The following is a 19,118-nucleotide window of genomic DNA, read 5'->3' as shown; positions in this document are numbered from 1 at the left end:
CTCGTGCGTCGTGGTTTCGGCCCGAAAAGTTTTGGGGGGGCGGCCCCCCCCCCCCCCCCCCCCCCCCCCCCCCGCGGCCCCCCCCCCCCCCCACCACCCCCCCCCCCCCCCCCCCCCCCCCCCCCCCCCCCCCCCGCCTCTGTGTGTCGGGCAGGTTTCGTCCCGCCCGTTCCTTTTGCCAAGGGTTAACCCCCGCCTCTTGACGACCTCATGACGGCGTTCTCACTATGTTCCTCATAGCGCAACCCATCGTGCACTGCGCAACAGCAGAGGAGCCCGTCGTGCCACACGAGGTTCGTGCCGTAGTCGCCGCCAAGAAGGGCGCACCCGTCGAGGTGCAGACGATCCTCGTCCCCGATCCCGGCCCGGGCGAGGTACTCGTCGCCGTACAGGCATGCGGGGTCTGCCACACGGATCTGCACTACCGGGAGGGTGCGATCACCGACGACTTCCCCTTCCTGTTGGGCCACGAGGCGGCCGGCACGATCGAGTCGGTCGGCGAGGGTGTCACCGACCTGGTCCCCGGCGACTACGTGGTCCTCGCCTGGCGCGCGCCCTGCGGAAGCTGTCGCTCCTGTCGCCGCGGGCGCCCCTGGTACTGCTTCGACTCCCGCAACGCCACCCAGCCGATGACGCTCCTCGACGGCACCCCGCTCAGCAACGCGCTCGGCATCGGCGCGTTCGCCGAGAAGACCCTGGTCGCCGCCGGACAGGCGGTGAAGATCGACCCGGCCGCCCGTCCCGAGGCTGCGGGCCTCATCGGCTGCGGGGTGATGGCCGGGTACGGCGCCGCCGTCAACACCGGCAACGTCGGCCGGGGTGACACGGTCGCCGTCATCGGCTGCGGCGGTGTCGGCAACGCGGCGATCGCGGGCGCCTGCCTCAACGGCGCCATGAAGGTCATCGCCGTCGACATCGACGACAAGAAACTCGACCAGGCCGAGAAGTTCGGCGCGACGCACACGGTCAACTCCCGCGGCACGGATCCCGTGGAAGCCGTACGCGCACTCACCGACGGTTTCGGGGTCGACATCGCCATCGACGCGGTGGGCCGGCCGGAGACGTACAAACAGGCCTTCTACATGCGCGACCACGCCGGCGTACTCGTCCAGGTCGGCGTCCCGGACCCCGAGATGAAGATCGAGATCCCGCTGATCGACCTGTTCTCGCGCGGCGGCGCCCTGAAGTCGTCCTGGTACGGCGACTGCCTGCCGAGCCGTGACTTCCCCTTCCTCATTGACCAGTACCTCTACGGCCTGCTGGACCTCAACGCCTTCGTCAGCGAGACCATCTCGCTCGATCAGGTCGAGGAGGCGTTCGCGAAGATGCACAGGGGCGAGGTGCTGCGTTCGGTGGTGGTCCTGTGACCACGGCCGGCAGCCGGCGAAGCCGCGGCGACACGGCCACCGACCTCACCGACACGACCGGCGGCTCGTATTCCGACCGGCCCACCGTCGAGACCTCCGTCCACAACCGGCTGCTCACCCTCCCCGGCAACACGGCCGTCCCCACCGGGCACGGCGAAGAGCGGCCCGACGTCCCCACGCCCTGAGCGCGTTCGCTCCCCACCCCGGCAAGGAGGGGCATGTCCAGTACGCCCGAAACCCATCCCCGCGTCGTCATCGTGGGCGCCGGCATCGTCGGCTGTTCACTCGCCGACGAACTGACCGCCCGCGGCTGGACCGACGTCACCGTTCTCGAACAGGGGCCGCTGCCCGCCCCGGGCGGCTCCACCTCGCACGCGCCAGGACTGGTGTTCCAGACGAGTCCGTCCAAGACGCTCACGGCGTTCGCCCGCTACACCGTCGAGAAGTTCAGCTCCCTCCAGGTGGACGGAGTTTCCTGCTTCAACCAGGTCGGTGGTCTGGAACTCGCGACCACTCCGGAGCGCCTGGCCGACCTGCACCGCAAGGCCGGTTACGCCGCCGCCTGGGGCGTGCGCGGCGAGGTCGTCAGCGCGACCCGTTGCAAGGAACTCTGGCCGCTCATCGACGAGTCGATCGTCCTCGGCGGCTTTCACACACCTGACGACGGCCTGGCCCGCGCCGTACTCGCGTCCCGTGCCCAGATGGCACGCGCCACCGAAAGAGGCGCCCGCTTCCTGGACCGCCACACGGTCACCGGCATCGAGCAGGAGGACGGCCACGTCACCGCCGTCGTCACCGACCGCGGCACCTTCCCCGCCGACCATGTCGTCTCCGCCGCAGGTTTCTGGGGCCCGGTCATCGGCCGTATGGCCGGAGTCGAGGTCCCACTGCAACCGCTCGCCCACCAGTACGCGAAGACGAGGCAACTCCCCGAACTGGCCGGCGCGGAGGCGGAAGCCTCCAGGCCCATCCTCCGTTTCCAGGACCGCGACCTCTACTTCCGGGAGCACAAGGACCGTATCGGCATCGGCAGTTACGCCCACAAGCCGCTCCCCGTCGACCCGTTCGCGATCCTCCCGTACGACGAGGCCCGCGCGAACGACATGGAGATGCCGTCGTCGTTCCCCTTCACCGAGGAGGACTGGGCGCCGAGTTGGGACGACTGCCGCCAACTGATGCCCGCCCTGCGCGAGACGGAGATCGAGGAGGGCTTCAACGGCGTCTTCTCCTTCACGCCCGACGGCATGCCCGTCCTCGGAGAGTCGCGAAAACTGCGCGGCTTCTGGCTGGCCGAGGCCGTCTGGGTCACCCACTCCGCGGGGGTGGCGAAGGCGGTCGCCGAGTGGATGGTCGACGGACGCGCCTCCGTCGACCTGCACGAGTGCGACCTCACGCGTTTCGAGGACGCCCAGCGTTCACCGTCGTACATCCGAGAGCGCGGCTCCCAGCAGTTCGTCGAGGTGTACGACGTCCTGCACCCCCTCCAGCCGATGGAGCAGCCCCGCCCACTGCGCGTCAGCCCCTTCTACGCCCGGCAGCAGGAACTCGGCGCCCACTTCCTGGAGGGCGGCGGCTGGGAACGGCCGCACTGGTACGAGGCGAACGCCCCGCTCGTCGACGCACTCGGGCCCCTCCCCGAGCGCGACGCCTGGTCGGCCCGCTACTGGTCGCCGATCGCGGCTGCCGAGGCGAGGGCGACCCGCGAGAAGGTCGCGCTGTACGACATGACCCCGCTGCGCCGTCTCGAAGTCACCGGCCCCGGCGCCCTCGGCTTCCTCCAGCGCATGACCACCAACAACCTCCGTAAGAAGCCCGGCGCGGTCACCTACTCCCTGCTCCTGGACGAGACAGGCGGCGTACGCTCCGACCTCACTGTCGCGCGCCTCGCCGTCGACCGCTTCCAGGTGGGCGCCAACTCCCCCACCGACCTGGACTGGTTGACCCGCCACGCGCCCGCCGACGTACACATCCGCGACATCACCTCCGGCACCTGCTGCATCGGCGTCTGGGGTCCGCTCGCCCGCGACCTCGTCCAGCCGCTGACCCACGACGACTTCTCGCACGAGGGCTTCGGCTACTTCCGCGCGAAGGAGACGCACCTCGGGCATGTCCCGGTGACGGCAATGCGCCTGTCGTATGTCGGCGAGCTGGGCTGGGAGTTGTACACCAGCGCCGACCTCGGGCTCAGGCTCTGGGACACGCTGTGGGAGGCGGGCCGCGAGTACGGCGTCGTCGCGGCCGGGCGCTCGGCCTTCAACTCACTTCGACTGGAGAAGGGTTACCGCGCCTGGGGCGTCGACATGACCGACGAGCACAACCCGTACGAGGCGGGCGTCGGTTTCGCCGTCCGCATGGACAAGGACGCCTTCGTCGGCCAGGAGGCGCTGCAAGGACTCGCACAGACCGAGCCGGCGCGCAGGCTCACACCGCTCCTCCTCGACGACCCGGCCACCGTCGTCCTCGGCAAGGAACCGGTGTATGTCGACGGCAGCCCGGCCGGCTATGTGACCAGCGCGTCGTACGGCTACACGCTGGGCCGCTGCGTCGCATACGCCTGGCTGCCGGCGCTCCCGAGCGGCACGGGTGTGCACATCGAGTACTTCGGCGAGAAGGTCCCCGCGACCGTCGCCGACGAGCCGCTCTTCGACCCGAAGATGACCCGCATCCGGCGCTGACGCACCTGCCGTTGACACACCCTCAGGAGGCTTACTGTGTCCCCGACTTACGACGTGATCGTGATCGGTCTCGGTGGGATGGGCAGCGCCGCCGCCCACCACCTCTCCGCGCGCGGCGCCCGTGTGCTCGGCCTGGAGAAGTTCGGCCCGGTCCACAACCGCGGTTCCAGTCACGGCGGTTCGCGGATCACGCGCCAGTCCTACTTCGAGGACCCGGCGTACGTCCCCCTGCTGCTGCGCGCGTACGAGCTGTACGACGAGGTGGAGCGGGCCACCGGCCGGGACATCGCGACGCTCTGCGGCGGAGTGATGATCGGCCCGCCCGACTCGCTGACCTTCTCCGGCTCGCTGCGCTCAGCCAAGGAGTGGGACCTGCCGCACGAGATCCTGGACGCGGCCGAGATCCGCCGCCGCTTCCCGACCCTCAACCCGCACGACGACGAGGTCGCGCTCTACGAAGCCCGCGCCGGGTTCGTCCGCCCGGAGAACACCGTCGCCGCGCACCTCCAGCTCGCCACCCGTCAGGGCGCCGACCTGCACTTCGAGGAGCCGATGACGCGCTGGGAGCCGTACAAGGGCGGTGTACGGGTTCACACGGCCGAAAATACGTACACGGCAGGCCAGTTGGTGATCTGTCCGGGGGCGTGGGCGCCGCAGCTGCTCACCGATCTGGGGGTGCCGTTCACGATCGAGCGGCAGGTCATGTACTGGTTCCAGCCGAAGACCGGCGTCCAGCCGTTCCTCCCCGCCGACCATCCCATCTACATCTGGGAGGACGCGGCCGGAGTACAGGTCTACGGCTTCCCCTCGATCGACGGGCCGGATCTCGGCGCCAAGGTCGCCTTCTTCCGCAAGGGCGTCGAGTGCACCCCCGAGAACATCGACCGGACCGTGCACGAGGACGAGATCCGGGCCATGGCGGACCACATGTCCCGCTGCATCCCCGATCTCCCCGACGCCTTCCTCAAGGCCGCCACCTGCATGTACTCCAACACCCCCGACGAGCACTTCGTCATCGCACGGCACCCCGCGCACCCGGAGTCCGTCACCGTGGCCTGCGGGTTCTCCGGCCACGGCTTCAAGTTCGTGCCGGTCGTCGGCGAGATTCTCGCCGATCTGGCCCTGAACGGCAGCACCGAACACCCGATCGACCTCTTCGACCCCCACCGCCTCGCCGCCGCGCCCGCCTGAGGAGTACGCACGTGACGACGACCCCCCTCTCCCCCAGCCTGATCGCCACCCTCCCCGGGAAGTACTACACCGATCCCGAGATCTTCCGCGCGGAACAGGAGCGACTCTTCGAGTCGATGTGGTTCTGTGCCGTCCGCTCCGCCGATCTCGCAAAGCCCGGCGCCTTCCGCACGGTCCAGGTCGGCCGCGAGAGTGTGCTGATCACCCGTTCGCGCACCGGTGAGCTGCGCGCGTTCCTCAACATCTGCCGCCACCGCGGGGCCCGGCTGTGCACGGAGGAGGCGGGCGAGGTCCGTCGCAATCTCCAGTGCCCGTACCACGCCTGGACGTACGACCTCGACGGAAAGCTGATCGCCGCGCCGAATCTGATCAAGATGCCGGACGTCGACCGCGTGGAATACGGCCTGGTCAAGGTCGCCCTGCGGGAATGGCTCGGTTACGCCTGGGTATGCGTGGCCGAAGAGCCGCCTTCCTTCGAGGAGACGGTGATGGGCGCGGCCGTGGAGCGGCTCGGCAACGCGGCGGCCATCGAGCACTACGGAACGGAGAACCTCGCCCTCGGCAAACGCATCACCTACGACGTGAAGGCGAACTGGAAGCTGATCGTCGAGAACTTCATGGAGTGCTACCACTGCGCCACGATCCACCCCGAGCTCACCGACGTACTGCCGGAGTTCGCGGAGGGATATGCCGCGCAGTACTACGTCGGGCACGGCGCCGAGTTCGGCGAGGAGATCAAGGGATTCACGGTCGACGGCAGCGAGGGATTCGCCAAGCTACCCGCGGTAGCGGAGGAACAGGACCGTCGTTACTATGCGATAACTGTCAAACCGACCGTATTCATCAATCTCGTACCGGACCATGTCATCCTGCACCGCATGTTCCCCCTCGCCGAGGACCGCACGGTCGTGGAGTGCGACTGGCTCTACGCTCCAGAGGTGGTCGCGTCGGGCGCCGACGTGTCGAAGTCCGTGGAACTCTTCCACCGGGTCAACGCCCAGGACTTCGAGGCCTGCGAACGTACGCAGCCAGCGATGGCGTCCCGCGCCTACCGGCGGGGTGGGGTACTGGTGCCCACCGAGCACCACATCGGGATCTTCCACGAGTGGCTCATAGGCATGCTGGGAGGCATGGATGGCTGATCTTTATATCGACGGCACATGGACGAGTGCCCGGGAGAAACGGACCCGCGAGATCCGTTGTCCGGCGGACGGCTCGCTGGTGGCCGAGGTGGACGAGGCGGGCGGCCAGGACACGGTCGACGCGATCGCGGCCGCACGCCGCGCCTTCGACGAGGGCCCCTGGCCCCACACGTCCGCGAACGAGCGCGGCGACCTGCTGCTGCGGGTCGCCGACCTCCTCGTACGCGACAAGGACGTACTCGCCCGCGCGGAGTCGCTCGACACCGGCAAACGCCTGGTGGAGAGCGAGTACGACATCGACGACATCGTGAACTGCTTCCGCTACTTCGGGAAGCTCGTGGCGAGCGAGTCCGGCCGGGTCGTGGAGACGGGTTCGGCGGGTGTCGACAGCCGGGTCGTATACGAACCGGTCGGTGTCTGCGCGCTGATCACCCCGTGGAACTATCCGCTGCTCCAGACGGCGTGGAAGGTCGCCCCGGCGATCGCGGCGGGCAACACCTTCGTCCTCAAGCCGAGCGAACTGACCCCGCACACCGCGATCCATCTGATGCGCCTCTTGGAGGAGGCCGGGCTGCCCGCCGGTGCGGGGAATCTGATCCTCGGCGCGGGGCCCGAGGCCGGCGCTCCGCTGGGCGAGCATCCGGACGTGGACCTGGTGTCCTTCACCGGTGGTCTCCAGACCGGCCGCAGGCTGATGGCCGCGGCGGCCGGGACGGTGAAGAAGGTCGCGCTCGAACTCGGCGGCAAGAACCCGAACATCGTCTTCGCGGACGCGGACTTCGACACGGCCGTCGACATGGCGCTGACCGCGGTCTTCCTGCACTCCGGGCAGGTGTGTTCGGCGGGCGCCCGGCTGCTGGTCGAGGACTCGCTGCACGACCGCTTCGTCGACGAGGTCGTACGCCGGGCCCAACTGATCAGGCTGGGTGGGCCGTTCGACGAGCGGGCACAGACCGGGCCACTGATCTCGGCGGCGCACCGGGCGAAGGTCGAGGCGTATGTCGCCAAGGGCCTGGCGGAGGGCGCGGTACTGCGCTGCGGCGGGCAGCGGCCGGCCGACCCTCCGCACCCGGAGGGCTTCTACTATCCGCCGACCGTGCTGGACGAGTGCTCCGCCGGGATGTCCGTCGTCCAGGAGGAGTCCTTCGGCCCCGTACTGACGGTGGAGCGGTTCACCGACGAGGCGGAGGCCGTGCGGCTGGCCAACGCCACCATCTACGGTCTCGCGGGCGGGATCTTCACCTCCGACGAGGCGAAGGCCCAGCGGGTCGCGTCCGCGCTGCGCATCGGCACCGTGTGGATCAACGACTACCACCCCTACGTCCCGCAGGCCGAGTGGGGCGGTTACAAGCAGTCCGGGTTCGGGCGGGAGCTCGGGCCTGCCGGCCTCGCCGAATACCGGGAGACGAAACACATCTGGCGTACGACGAATCCGAGCCCGCAGGGCTGGTTCGACTGATTCGGCCAGTCCTGCCCATCAGAGCTCCGACCGATTCGACCAGTTCTGCCCACCACGCCTCCGACCGATTCGTCCAGCTCTGCCATCGGAGCCGTGCATGCCGGCAGCCACTGATCCGCCGTAGAACCCGGCAACCACTGATCCGCAACAGCATCCGGCGGCCGCAGATCAGTCCTATGATCCAGCACCCGCACACACCTACGACCCCGCACGAGCCGCACTCCCCTCCCGCCCGGGAGAACTTCCCTCTTTCCAGGAGGCCGCTCATGACCACCACGACTCAACCACCCGAGAAACACAGTCACGACGACTCGGAACTGGCCGAATTCGGGTACAAGCCCGAACTCAAGCGCACGCTCGGCAACTTCCACACCTTCGCCGCCGGCATCAGCTACATCTCCATCCTCACCGGTACCTTCCAGCTCTTCTATTTCGGCTACGGCAGCGGCGGACCCGCCTACTGGTGGTCGTGGCCGATGGTCTTCGTCGGCCAGTTCATGGTCGCGCTGTGCTTCGCCGAACTCGCGGCCCGCTATCCCGTGGCCGGCTCCGTCTACAACTGGTCGAAGAAGGTGGGTAATCCGCACGTTGGCTGGCTCGCGGGCTGGACGATGCTGCTCGCCTCGATCGTGTCGATCGCGGCCGTGGCCCTTGCGTATCAGCTGACGCTTCCTCAGATCTCTTCCGTGTTCCAGTTCGTGGGCGACGGCACGGGCAAGTACGACGTCGCCACCAATGCAGTGCTACTGGCCTCCGTACTCATTGTCTTCACCACCCTGGTCAATGCCCTCGGCGTGAAGCTGATGGCCAGGATCAACACCGCGGGCGTCTTCATCGAGTTGATCGCGACCGTCGTACTGATCGTCCTGTTCGCGGTGCACATCACGCGCGGTCCACAGGTCGTCCTCGAGACGAACGGCACGGGAGCGGGCATGCCCGGCGGCTACCTCGGCGCTTTCCTGATCGCATCGCTCGCGTCCGCGTACGTGATGTACGGCTTCGACACGGCCGCGTCGCTCGGTGAGGAGTCCCTGGACCCCTCACGCAACGCGCCGCGCGCCATTCTCCGTGCCATCGTCGCCTCGTTCATCCTCGGCGGGCTCATCCTGATCCTCGCGCTGATGAGCGTGTCCAGCCTGAAGGGCGAGCAGCTGTCCACGGACGGCCTGCAGTACGTCGTTCTCAACGTGCTCGGTGAGGATGCGGGCAAGGCCATGCTGTGGTGCGTGTTCATCGCGGTCACGGTGTGTGCCCTGGCCGTGCACACAGCGGCCATCCGGCTGGCCTTCGCGATGGCCCGCGACACCAACCTGCCCGCCGCGTCCAGGCTGGCCAAGGTCAACCCGCGGTTCCAGACCCCGGTCCTGCCCGCGGTCATCATCGGCATCCTGGCGCTGGCGATCCTGGTGGTCAACATCCGCCAGCCGCAGATCTTCACCGTGGTCACCAGCATCGGCATCATCATGATCTACCTTGCGTATCTGCTGGTCACCGGCCCCATGCTGGTCGCCAGGCTGCGCGGCAAGTGGCAGCCGGCGGGCGACGGAAAGTTCTCGCTCGGCCGCTGGGGCCTTCCCGTCAACATCGTCGCCGTGCTGTGGGGCACCGCCATGACGATCAACCTGCTCTGGCCGCGTGAGGCGGTCTACAACGCAACAGCCCCCTTCCACTGGTATCTGCGCTGGGGTGCCGTCCTCTTCGTCGGCATCGTGATGGGAGGCGGCTTCGCCTACTACTGGTTCGTGCAACGGCACCGGACCGGGGTGCTCGCCGAGCACCAGTTCCAGGAGGCCCCGTCCGTCCCGGCCGAGGTCGCGACGGCGGCCGAGTAAGCGCCCAGCAGTCAACAGCGACCGAGTAAGCGTCTGACTCAAGGAGGTCAACTCCCCATGAACGCAGATGAGTTCGACTATGTGGTGGTCGGTGGCGGCACCGCCGGCAATGTGGTCGCGGCCAGGCTCTCCGAGGACCCGTCCGTCACGGTGTGCGTGCTGGAGGCGGGGCCCAGCGACGTCGGCGACGACGCCGTCATGAAGCTGGAGCGCTGGATGGGCCTCCTTGAGTCCGGCTACGACTGGGACTATCCGATCGAGCCACAGGCCAGCGGCAACAGCTTCATGCGGCACGCCCGCGCCCGGGTGCTGGGCGGCTGTTCCTCGCACAACTCCTGTATCGCCTTCTGGTCACCCGCCGAGGACCTGGACGACTGGGCCACGGCGGGCTGTACGGGGTGGAGCTCGGCCGAACTCTTCCCGCTCTACCGACGGTTGGAGTCGAACGACGCTCCCGGCGACCACCACGGCCGCACCGGCCCGGTGAAGCTGCGCACGCTGAAGGGCGAAGACCCTTGCGGCACCGCCCTGTTGGAGGCGTGCGCGCAGGCGGGCATTCCCACCACCCCTTTCAATTCCGGCCAGACCGTGGTCCGCGGCGCCAACTGGTTCCAGATCAACTCCGACGAGAACAACATCCGCCAGTCCTCATCAGTGGCGTACCTGCACCCGATCATCGGGAAACGGCCCAACCTGGAGGTACGCACCGGGGTCCGGGCCAAGAAGCTCCTCCTCGACGGCCGTCGCTGCGTCGGCGCCGAGTACCTGGACCCGGACCTGATCCGCACCCGGACGGTACGCGCCCGCCGCGAGGTCATCGTGTCCTGCGGGTCCATCGACACGCCCAAGCTGCTGATGCTCTCGGGCATCGGGCCCGCCGAACAGTTGCGCGAGGTCGGGGTCGAGGTGGTGGTGGACTCGGCGGGCGTCGGTGAGAACCTTCAGGACCACCCCGAGGGCGTCATCATGTGGGAGGCCAAGCAGCCGATGACCACCACCTCCAGCCAGTGGTGGGAGGCGGGCATCTTCTACGACACCGAACCGGGCCTGGACCGACCGGACCTGATGTTCCACTACGGCTCGGTGCCGTTCGACATGAACACCCTGCGCTGGGGCTATCCGACGTCGGAAAACGCCTTCTGCCTCACTCCGAACGTGACCCGCGCCAAGTCGCGCGGCACCGTGCGGCTCCGTACCCGCGACTACCGCGACAAGCCCGTGGTCGACCCGCGCTACTTCACGCACGAGCATGACGTGCGCGTGATGACGTACGGCCTGAAGCTGGCGCGGAAGATCGCGTCACAGCCCGCGCTGAGCGGCTGGGCGGGCGCGGAGCTGGCTCCCGGACCCGATGTCCGCACGGACGACGAGCTGCTCGACTACATCCACAAGACCCACAACACCGTCTACCACCCGTCCTGCACGGTGAAGATGGGAGCCGACGACGACACCTCGGCCCCGCTCGACGCCCGTCTGCGGGTCAAGGGGATCGAAGGTCTGCGGGTCGCCGACGGATCGGTGATGCCGGACCTGATCTCCGTCAATCCGTGCATCACGACGATGATGATCGGCGAGAAGTGCGCGGACATGCTGAAGGAGGACCGCTAGTCGCGCACGAGGACCGCTTGTCACGCGCGAGGACCAATGGTCATGCGCAAGGACCACTGGTCACACGCCCTGCGGTGAAGGCCGCTTGAACATCCGCGTCGCCGTGATCTCGCTGTGCACCGCCTCCCCCTCACCGGCCGGAGTCTGCTGAGGCAGACCCGGCCGGAGGTGTTCCTCCACGCTGATGTACTTCAGCCCCGCGCGCAGGTCGGCGTCGTTGCGCAACCGGATGACCAGCGGGAACTCGGCGAGCGCGGTCGTGTCGAACAGGCCCGTCGTGTAGAGGAGTTGGACGCCGAGCGCGTCCGACACGGCACGCTGGAGCTCCAGCAGATACGTCGCGTTGGCGCGCCCGATGGGGTTGTCCAGGAACAGCGTGCCCGCGTGCCGGTGCTTGTCGCGGCCTCGGTCGTTGCTGCGCAGCGCCGCCATCGTGCAGTACAGGGCGATGGCGGCGGTGAGCAGCTGGCCGCCCGAGAACACGTCGCCCATCTGCCCGACGGGGACCCGCTCGGCGCGCAGTACCGCGTCCGGCTTGAGGATCTCGACGGCGACGCCCTTCGGCTGGAGCGCGGCGCCGACCCCGCGCAGCAGCAGCGACATGCCGTCGCGGCGCATGTCCGAGTTCTTCTTGACGGCCGCCCGGGTGGCCTCGTCGACAACCTCGCCGAGCCGCTCGGCGAGCGTGGCCTGATCGGGCTCCTCGAACCGGATGCGCAGGAACTCCTGCCCGGACCACTCGCCGAGCCCCTCCGGCAGTTGTGACAGCCGCTGCGCGGACCGCAGGGTGGCGAGCGCCGACTCGACGAGCCCGCGCAGCCGGTCCACGATCGAGTCCCGGTTGCGCTCCAACTGCTCCAACTCGTCCGTCAGGACCCGCAGTCGGGGTGCGAAGGCGCCCGCCCACTTCTGGGCGTGCTCCGGCAGCGCGGACGCGGGCAGTTCGCGGATCTGCTGCCGCGCCGGAGTGCGCACCTGCTCGAACCGAGTGGAGTTGGCATGCCGTACGAGGATGTCGGACGCCTCGCGCACAGCGGCCTCGGCGGCGGAGAGGTCGGCGGCGCAGCCGCGCAGCGAGCGGCGGGCCTCGGTGGCCGAGTGCCGTGCCTCTTCGAGGCTGCCGGGGAAGGGCTCGGTCTCCTCGTGCTCCTCGTCGGAGTGTTCACGCAGCAGGTCTCTGAGCAGGGCGGCTGTCTCGTCGAAGCCCCCGCCCGCGTCCTCGGCGGCCCGGTGGGCGTCGAGCAGTTCGGCGTGGGCTTCGCGCGCCCTGCTCAACGCCTCGGTACGGGAGGCGAGTTCGCCGGTTGCCGTGCGCAGCAGCAGCTGTGCGTGCTCGGCGTCACGCGGGACCAGCTCCTGCGACAACTCGGTGTGGGCCTCACCGTCCTCGGGCGCGTGCCGCTCGGCCTCACCGCGCAGTCGCCCGAGCTGCTCGCTGGCAGTCGACATCCGGGTCTCCAGGAGCTGCACGAGCTCCTCGGCGCGGGCGGCCGCGGCCTGCCGGGACGGGCCGTCGGAACCGTCCGGCGATTCCAGGAGCTGCCCCGCGCGCGTACGCACCTTGTTGCTGAGCCGGTCCCATTCGGCCAGCGCCGCGCTCTCCTCGCTCTCGGCCCGCGCCTGCTCGGCCCGCAGGTCGGCGCCGACGCCGACCTTCTCGTACAGCTGCGATGCCGCCCGGTATGCCTCGCGGAGGGCGGGCAGGGACGACTTCGCGGCCGTCGGCTCGTCTTCCGGCACGTCTTCGGGGGTGCCCGCGATCTCCGCTCGCTCGGCGCGCAGCGCGCGGGCTGTGCGGCGCGCGTCGTCGGCGGCGCGCTGGGTGGCGCGGCGGTCCTCGTCGGCGGCGCGGGCACGCTCCAGACAGACCTGGGCGCGGGCCTCCGACTCCGTTGCCTCGTCGGCGAGTTCGCGCAGCTTCACCTGCCAGCCGGCCCGCTCGCGCAACCGGAACGCGAGCCCTGCGAGGGCGTCGGCGGCGCGCCGGGCGCGTTGGGCGGCCTCCTGCCGCTCGTCCCGTACCAGAGCGGCCTCGGCAGCGGCCTCGTCGGCTTCGGCCCGCACAGTGCGCGCCTCGACCAGTTCGGCCTCGGCCTCCTCGGCGAACGCGCGCGCGTCCCGGGCGGTCGCGGCGAGGTCGACGAGCCGCCCCGCCGGGCACCCGGTGCGCCAGGACGCGAGCCGCGCCGCCAGCTCACGGTCCTTGGCGAGCCGCCCTGCCAGCTCGCGGATCTCCACGTCCCGCCGTGTCGCACGCGTGCGCAGCGCCTGGCGCTCCTCGTCGGCGGCATGCTCGTCGTGCATGGCCGGGTTCGGCGGTACGAGGAAGACGTCACCGTCGCCCGCGTCTGGCGCCGGAGTCGGGGCGAGCAGTGCGGCGGCGGTACCGACCGCCACGGCGGACCTCGGCAGCAGGGCGGCGTCGCTCAGCGCCTCGCGGGCCCGGGCGTGGGTGGCCGGGTCCGTGATGATCACGCCGTCGACCAGCTCGGGCCGGGCAGCCAGGACGCGCGCGTGGTCGACGGGGTCGACGGCCTGGGCGAGGTAGCGCCACCCGGGCAGCGCGGGGATCCCGTGCTCTCCGAGGAACTCGACGGTGGCGAGCACGTCCGGGCCGGGCGGCAGCAGTCCCCCTTCGCCGAGCGCCCCGAGGATCCGCGCGTCGTCGGCCGCGGCGGTGCGCAGGTCGAAGAGCTGGCGCTCGGCGGAGGCGACACCGTCGTCGAGCAGCTCACGCAGTTCGTCGGCGTAGTGATCCAACTGCTCGGGGGCGAGGGCGCGTTCTTGCGTCGGCCAGGCCTCGGTGAGGACCTTGCCCGCTCCCCGGGCCGCGCGACCGGAGCGGGAGCGGGCAGCCGCCGCGCCACCGTCCCCGGCGTGGGTGTCAGAAGCGCCCTGTACCCCGAGCGCGGAACCGCTGTCACCCGGGCCGGGGCGCTTGCGCGCCGTACCGCCCCGCGGGTCGCCGCCGACGAGGTCGGAGGCGCCGGCCGCCGCCCCCGGTCCCGCGGAACCGTCCGCTGCGGCCCGGGGCACCGGCACCCCACCGCGCCCTGCGCCGGAGGCACCCGGCAGGCTCAGCAACTCCGCGAGCCGCTCCTCCCCCGCCAGCCCCTCCGCGGTCCCCCGCTCGGCCTCGTACGACCGCTCGGCCGCCGTCGCCGCGTCCGCCGCGCGGGCTGCCGTCAGCTCCGCGCGGGACGCCGCGGAAGCCGCCTCGCGAGCGTGCTCCGAGGCCTGTCGCGAGGCCTCCCGGGCGGTGTCCCAGGCGGCGACGGCCGTCTTCTCGGCGTCGCTGGCGGCGAGCGCGGCCCGCGCCGGGTCGGCGTCCGGAGCGCTGTCGTCGAGCCATCCGGCCCGCACTGCCTCGGCCGTCTCCTGCTCGACCTCGCTCAGGCGCTGCCGCAGATGCCCGACCTCACTACGGGCACGCTGTGCGGCGGTGGCAGCCGCGGTCGCGTCCGCGTGGGCCGTCTCGCCGACCTCCTGGAGCCCGGCGGACCGCTCCTCCTCCTCGTTGGCGAGCGCCTCTGCACCGTCGGCGGCGCGGTGCAGGGCCCGTACGAGGTCGACGGCGGCCTTGGCCCGCGCCGCGAGCGCCGGCGCTGCATCCCGCTCGGCCTCGCGGATCGCGGCGGCCACGCGCGCGGAGCGGTCGGCGGCCGAGCGATGGCGCAGCACGGCCTCGGCGGCCTGCCAGGCGGAATGCAGCGTGCGCGCGTCGGCCAGCTCACGCTTCTGCGCGGCCGCGGCCTTCTCGGCCCCGGCGAGTGCCAACGAAGCGTGCCGGTAGGCCAGTTCCGCCGAGATCAGCGCACTCGTCGAGCGGGCGCCCTCGGCCTCGGTGACGGTGTGCGCGGCGCCGGTGACCCGTTGCGCCAGTTCACCGGCCCGGCCCCGCTCCCGCACAGCACGCGCGGACAGCCGCCTGGCCAGTGTCCTCGTACGGCGCTCGGCGCCCGCGTGGATGTCACGCGCGCGTGCTCGCGCCTCGGCGGCTTCGACGATCCGCCCGAGCAGATCCACGGACCCGGCCGTGAAATCCCGCTCGGCGATGAGTTCGGCGCGCCGCCCCAGCTTGTTGCCGAAACCGCCGACCAGGTCGGCGAGTCCGTCCGTGTCCCGGGTGTCGGTGACCGCGCGCAGCAGCAGGTCGGTGAAGTCGGAGTCCTTCTTGACCGCGAAGAGACCGGCTGCCTCACCCTCGTCGGCGTTCATCTCCCGCTGGTAGCGGAAGAGTTCGGGGTCCAGGCCCAGGTCTCCGAGGTGTTCGTTCCAGCGGTCGTGGATCTCCTCCCAGTGCACTTCGAGGTGCGGATACGCCTTGCCCGCCTCGGTGATCGCGTCCCGGAAACCCTTCATGGTGCGCCGCCGCCCCTGCGCCCCGGACGCGCCCTCCACGGGCGGCCGTACGGCGGTGGCCTCGGCGACCGGCAGATTGTCCAGGCTCAGCCCCGGACCGGGCCGGAACGAGTACCAGGCCTCGGCGAACTTCCGCGGGTCATTGGAGACCTGCCGCCCCCGCCACTCACTGACCTTGCCGACGACCACGCACTCACCGGTCAGCGTGTGCTGCCACTCGAGCGCCACGTGCCCGCAGTCGTCGGCGAGCAGGAACTTGCGCAGCACACCGGAGCTGGCGCCGCCCAGCGTGTTCCGGTGCCCCGGCAGCATCACCGAGAAGATCAGCTTGAGCAGCACCGACTTCCCGCCGCCGTTCTCCAGGAAGAGCACCCCCGCGGGGGCCGGGCGGCGCGGCGGCCCAACGGGCTCCTCCTCGAAGAACTCCGCCTGGGTGGGCGCGGGGTCGGGCACCGGCTGACCCACTCCTCGCAGGTCAAGCACGGTGTCGGCGTAGCGCGCACCGGCAGGCCCGATGGAGTAGAGGCGGACCCGGGACAGCTCGTACATGGCGGCGGACTCTCGTAGTCGTAAAGGGAGTTGTGGCGGTCGGTACTGACGTGGTCGGTTGTCGAGCGGCTCGGTCAGGAGTGGAAAGGCAGTCCCGCGCCGACCGCCAGCTCCACGTCGTCGGTGTCCTCGGCGGGCAACAGACTCGCCGTGCCGTCGGTCACCGGGACGATGCCCAGCTCAAGGAGCTCGGCCATGGCGGCGCTGCCGGCCATGTCACGGACCTGGAGCTGATAACGAGCCGTCGTCCGGTAGGTGCCTCCGGAGTCGTCCCCGGTGCGCTGCAGAAACCCTGAGTCGGTGAGGAACGCGACGGCCTTGCCGATGATTCCGGTGGTGGAACCGGCCAGTCTTCGCGCGTCCTTGGTGGCCCCGGTGGAGCTGCGCCGCGTCCAGATCCGCCAGGCCGCTTCCAGTCCCGGCGCGTCCGTCGCCGGATCGCTGTTCTGTCCCTGCTCCTCGGCACGCTCCTCCAGCCGGCGGCAGGCCTGCCGTACGAACGCGTCGACTCCGTTGACCGAGACCCGGCCGATGTACCCGTCGTCGGCGAGGTCCTCGGGGCGGGGGAAGGACATGGCGGCGACAGCGAGATGAGCGAGCCCGTGCAGGAACCGGTCTCCTGAATCGGTCGACGCCCGGCGCGCGTAGTCACCCATGCGGACGGCGAACACGGAGTCCTCGGCGGCGGTCACCGCCATCCCCGCGCGTGGGGACACCTCCAGGACGACCAGCCCCAGCCCGGCCGCCACGGCGTCCGCCAGCCGCGCGAAGGGCGGGTCCTCGCGGTACCGCCGCAGCAGCTCGGCGTACTCCTGGTCGCGCGCAGGCTGCAGCTTGGGCTGCAGCCCGAAGGCGACGAGCCGCGCGGCATCGGCGGCGTCGGCCGGGGTGACGGCGGCAGTCGCCGGCGCGGCGGTAGCCTCCGGCTCACTCCACTCGACGTGCTCAGTCACAGGTGAGACTCCTTGGTCCGATGAACGAGGGCGACGGCAGCTGAGTAAGGGGCGCAGGGCGTGACATCAAGCGGCTCCGCGGCCTGGGCACGACCAGCCACGGGCGTTCCGCTGCCGAACGACGGACCGACCACCACCGCGCCGCGTCCGAGCGGCTCCACCGCGTCAGTGCGACCAGCCACGGCCGGCCCGCTGCCGAACGACGACCCGAACACCATCACGCCGCCTCCGACCTGCCGGCGGCCATCCCCACCGCATCCAGCAAGGCCATGCCAACGATGAGGTCGGCCCCACCGAACTCCGGGTCGTCCAGCTCCGTCCCGTCGTCCACGGCGAACAACAGCTTCTGCTCCCCCTGCCGGTAAGCCGTCCCGACCGGCGGGCTGGCCGCGTGCACCGCCAACAGAGCGACGAGGTAGGGCAGTTCAGGGTCCCGCCGCCGGGCGTCCGCAAGCAGCCCGGACAACCGCCGCGGCGCATCCGCAGGCAGGTCGAGCAACTCCATGGCACCGGCGAGCTGTTCCTCACTGAACCGGCTGTCGTCGGGCGTGGCGATCAGATCCGGCTCCGGCATCTCCGCACCCAGATGCTCCCGCTCCATGGGAGGCGTCAGCAGTATGTCCACGAGGTCCCCGACCCGCACCGACACCGGCGTCCGCAGCCCCGTCCCGCGGGCGAAGAACGCGTCCGTCACCCTCAGTGCCTGCTCGACCGGCAACGGCAGCAAGGGCGCTACGAGATGACCGTAGAGATCAATCCCCGAGGTCGTCATGGGCGTGGCGAAGGCCTGCCGGTCCTGCTCGGCACGGAACAGCGGCCCGGCCTCCAGGAGCCGGGACTGCAACTGCGTATGCCTGCGGATGCAGTCCTTGACGATGTCGACGAGCTCGGCGGCACGCCGCTTCTGTTCGGGGTCCTCGGACTCGTCGCGGGCCTTGCGGATGTTGGTGAGGATCGCGTTCTCATGGCGGTACCGGTCGGCGACGTGGTCGAGGGCCTCCGCGATCATGTCGGGGACGGTCTGCAGCCAGTCAACGGCCCGCACATTGCGCCGGGTCGCGTCCAGCGCCCTGCGGAGGGTCTCCGAGAACTGCACGGTCCGGTATCTGGCCTGTTCGGCGGCGAGTTGGGCGTCGGCGAGCCGGCCGCGGCTGATCAGCACCTCCAGCTTGACCTCTGCGGCGATCTGCGCACTGGTGACGTCGGTGTCGAGGGCGCCGACGAGCACGTTGACCGCTTCATCCGTCGTACGGAGATACACACTTCCGCCGTATCCGGGGACCTCCTCGATCAGCTTGAAGTCGTAGTCCCGGCGTACATAGGAGCCGTCGGGTGCGAACGTGCCGTACACGGCCCGGAAGCCGCGGTCGACGCTGCCGACGTTGATCAGGTTCTCCAGGACCCAGCGGGCGACGCGCTCGTGCTCGGCGACGGGCCGCCTCGGGGCCTGTGCGGCGATGCGCGGGATGAGCCTGGCCACTATCTGGTCGTGGTCGGCGCCCGTGTCGAAGTCCATGTTCAGTGTCACGAGGTCGATGGCGGCGAGAGCCACCTCCGCCATCCCGTAGACCGAGTACTCACCGGCGAGATTCGCTTTGCGTACGTCGAGGTCGTGCAACGGCGCGGTGCAGGCGAGCGCGCGCAGCCGCCGCGCCAGACCCTCGTCGGCGGCCGGGCCCGGGGCCGGGCGCGGCCCCGCGCTGAGCTGGGGCGGAACACTGTCCGTCGATGCAGGCGAAGTCACGCTGCACAGACTAGATCCTCGGTCTGACAACGGTCGAAACGACGCAGAAGCGACCGCCAGCTCAACAGCCATAACCACACAAAGGCAACTGCCGCCCCACCGGCCGCAACCACGCAGAAGCAACCGCCGTCACAGCAGCTCTGGCGAGGCGGGGAGGACCACCGACCCAAGCTCTGGCGAGGCGCGGAAGACCACCGACCCAACGACCGAGGCCGCACTGCCGACCTCGCCACCCT

At 70.3% G+C, this 19,118-nt stretch carries 11 protein-coding genes; 8 read left to right on the top strand and 3 right to left on the bottom strand.

All coding sequences use genetic code 11. The features are described from left to right. Window positions 1–281 precede the first annotated feature (281 nt). The 8 genes from ACFYPC_RS35220 (at window position 282) to ACFYPC_RS35185 (ending at window position 11,274) form a co-directional block, all read left to right on the top strand. Complete coding sequence (locus ACFYPC_RS35220; RefSeq protein WP_391891369.1) at window positions 282–1,367, top strand: S-(hydroxymethyl)mycothiol dehydrogenase; 1,086 nt, start codon at window positions 282–284, stop codon at window positions 1,365–1,367. Next, window positions 1,364–1,552: a hypothetical protein gene (locus ACFYPC_RS35215; RefSeq protein WP_391891367.1), complete on the top strand. Its 189-nt coding sequence runs from the start codon at window positions 1,364–1,366 to the stop codon at window positions 1,550–1,552. The genes ACFYPC_RS35220 and ACFYPC_RS35215 overlap by 4 nt, the downstream gene beginning before the upstream one ends. 33 nt (window positions 1,553–1,585) lie before the next feature. After that, the gene (locus ACFYPC_RS35210) at window positions 1,586–4,042 is read left to right on the top strand and encodes an FAD-dependent oxidoreductase (protein ID WP_391891365.1); all 2,457 of its coding nucleotides are present in this window, start codon (window positions 1,586–1,588) and stop codon (window positions 4,040–4,042) included. Window positions 4,043–4,078: 36 nt separating this feature from the next. Continuing rightward, complete coding sequence (solA, locus tag ACFYPC_RS35205; protein WP_391891363.1) at window positions 4,079–5,233, top strand: N-methyl-L-tryptophan oxidase; 1,155 nt, start codon at window positions 4,079–4,081, stop codon at window positions 5,231–5,233. Window positions 5,234–5,244: 11 nt separating this feature from the next. Continuing rightward, window positions 5,245–6,375, top strand: coding sequence for an aromatic ring-hydroxylating dioxygenase subunit alpha (locus tag ACFYPC_RS35200; protein WP_391891361.1), 1,131 nt, complete (start codon window positions 5,245–5,247; stop codon window positions 6,373–6,375). Further along, a complete protein-coding gene (locus ACFYPC_RS35195) occupies window positions 6,368–7,834 on the top strand; it encodes an aldehyde dehydrogenase family protein (RefSeq protein ID WP_391891359.1) in 1,467 nt (488 codons plus the stop codon). Before ACFYPC_RS35200 ends, ACFYPC_RS35195 begins: the two co-directional genes overlap by 8 nt. A gap of 266 nt (window positions 7,835–8,100) precedes the next feature. Continuing rightward, a complete protein-coding gene (locus ACFYPC_RS35190; RefSeq protein WP_391891357.1) occupies window positions 8,101–9,666 on the top strand; it encodes an APC family permease in 1,566 nt (521 codons plus the stop codon). 57 nt (window positions 9,667–9,723) lie between these two features. After that, on the top strand, window positions 9,724–11,274 hold the full coding sequence (locus tag ACFYPC_RS35185; protein ID WP_391891355.1) for a GMC family oxidoreductase: 1,551 nt from the start codon (window positions 9,724–9,726) through the stop codon (window positions 11,272–11,274). Window positions 11,275–11,334: 60 nt separating this feature from the next. Here the strand turns inward: ACFYPC_RS35185 and ACFYPC_RS35180 are convergent, their stop codons facing one another. The 3 genes from ACFYPC_RS35180 to ACFYPC_RS35170 form a co-directional block, all read right to left on the bottom strand. Beyond that, window positions 11,335–16,185 (bottom strand): hypothetical protein, encoded by a 4,851-nt coding sequence (locus ACFYPC_RS35180; protein ID WP_391891353.1) that lies wholly within the window; start codon window positions 16,183–16,185, stop codon window positions 11,335–11,337. Window positions 16,186–16,259: 74 nt separating this feature from the next. Then, window positions 16,260–17,138: a hypothetical protein gene (locus tag ACFYPC_RS35175; RefSeq protein WP_391891351.1), complete on the bottom strand. Its 879-nt coding sequence runs from the start codon at window positions 17,136–17,138 to the stop codon at window positions 16,260–16,262. Between the two features lie 217 nt (window positions 17,139–17,355). Further along, window positions 17,356–18,882 (bottom strand): hypothetical protein, encoded by a 1,527-nt coding sequence (locus tag ACFYPC_RS35170; RefSeq protein WP_391891349.1) that lies wholly within the window; start codon window positions 18,880–18,882, stop codon window positions 17,356–17,358. Window positions 18,883–19,118: the final 236 nt, after the last annotated feature.

This window comes from Streptomyces sp. NPDC005808, assembly GCF_042871385.1.
Taxonomy (GTDB): Bacteria; Actinomycetota; Actinomycetes; order Streptomycetales; family Streptomycetaceae; genus Streptomyces.
The sequence above is the reverse complement of the archived record's forward strand: the minus strand, read 5'-3'. Positions and strand labels throughout refer to the sequence as shown.

Bases quoted from the DNA above. Each gene is read 5' to 3' on its own strand.
- ACFYPC_RS35210 (WP_391891365.1), top strand. From the start codon at position 1,586: ATGTCCAGTACGCCCGAAACCCATCCCCGCGTCGTCATCGTGGGCGCC.
- ACFYPC_RS35195 (WP_391891359.1), top strand. From the start codon at position 6,368: ATGGCTGATCTTTATATCGACGGCACATGGACGAGTGCCCGGGAGAAA.
- ACFYPC_RS35190 (WP_391891357.1), top strand. From the start codon at position 8,101: ATGACCACCACGACTCAACCACCCGAGAAACACAGTCACGACGACTCG.
- ACFYPC_RS35185 (WP_391891355.1), top strand. From the start codon at position 9,724: ATGAACGCAGATGAGTTCGACTATGTGGTGGTCGGTGGCGGCACCGCC.
- ACFYPC_RS35180 (WP_391891353.1), bottom strand. From the start codon at position 16,185: ATGTACGAGCTGTCCCGGGTCCGCCTCTACTCCATCGGGCCTGCCGGT.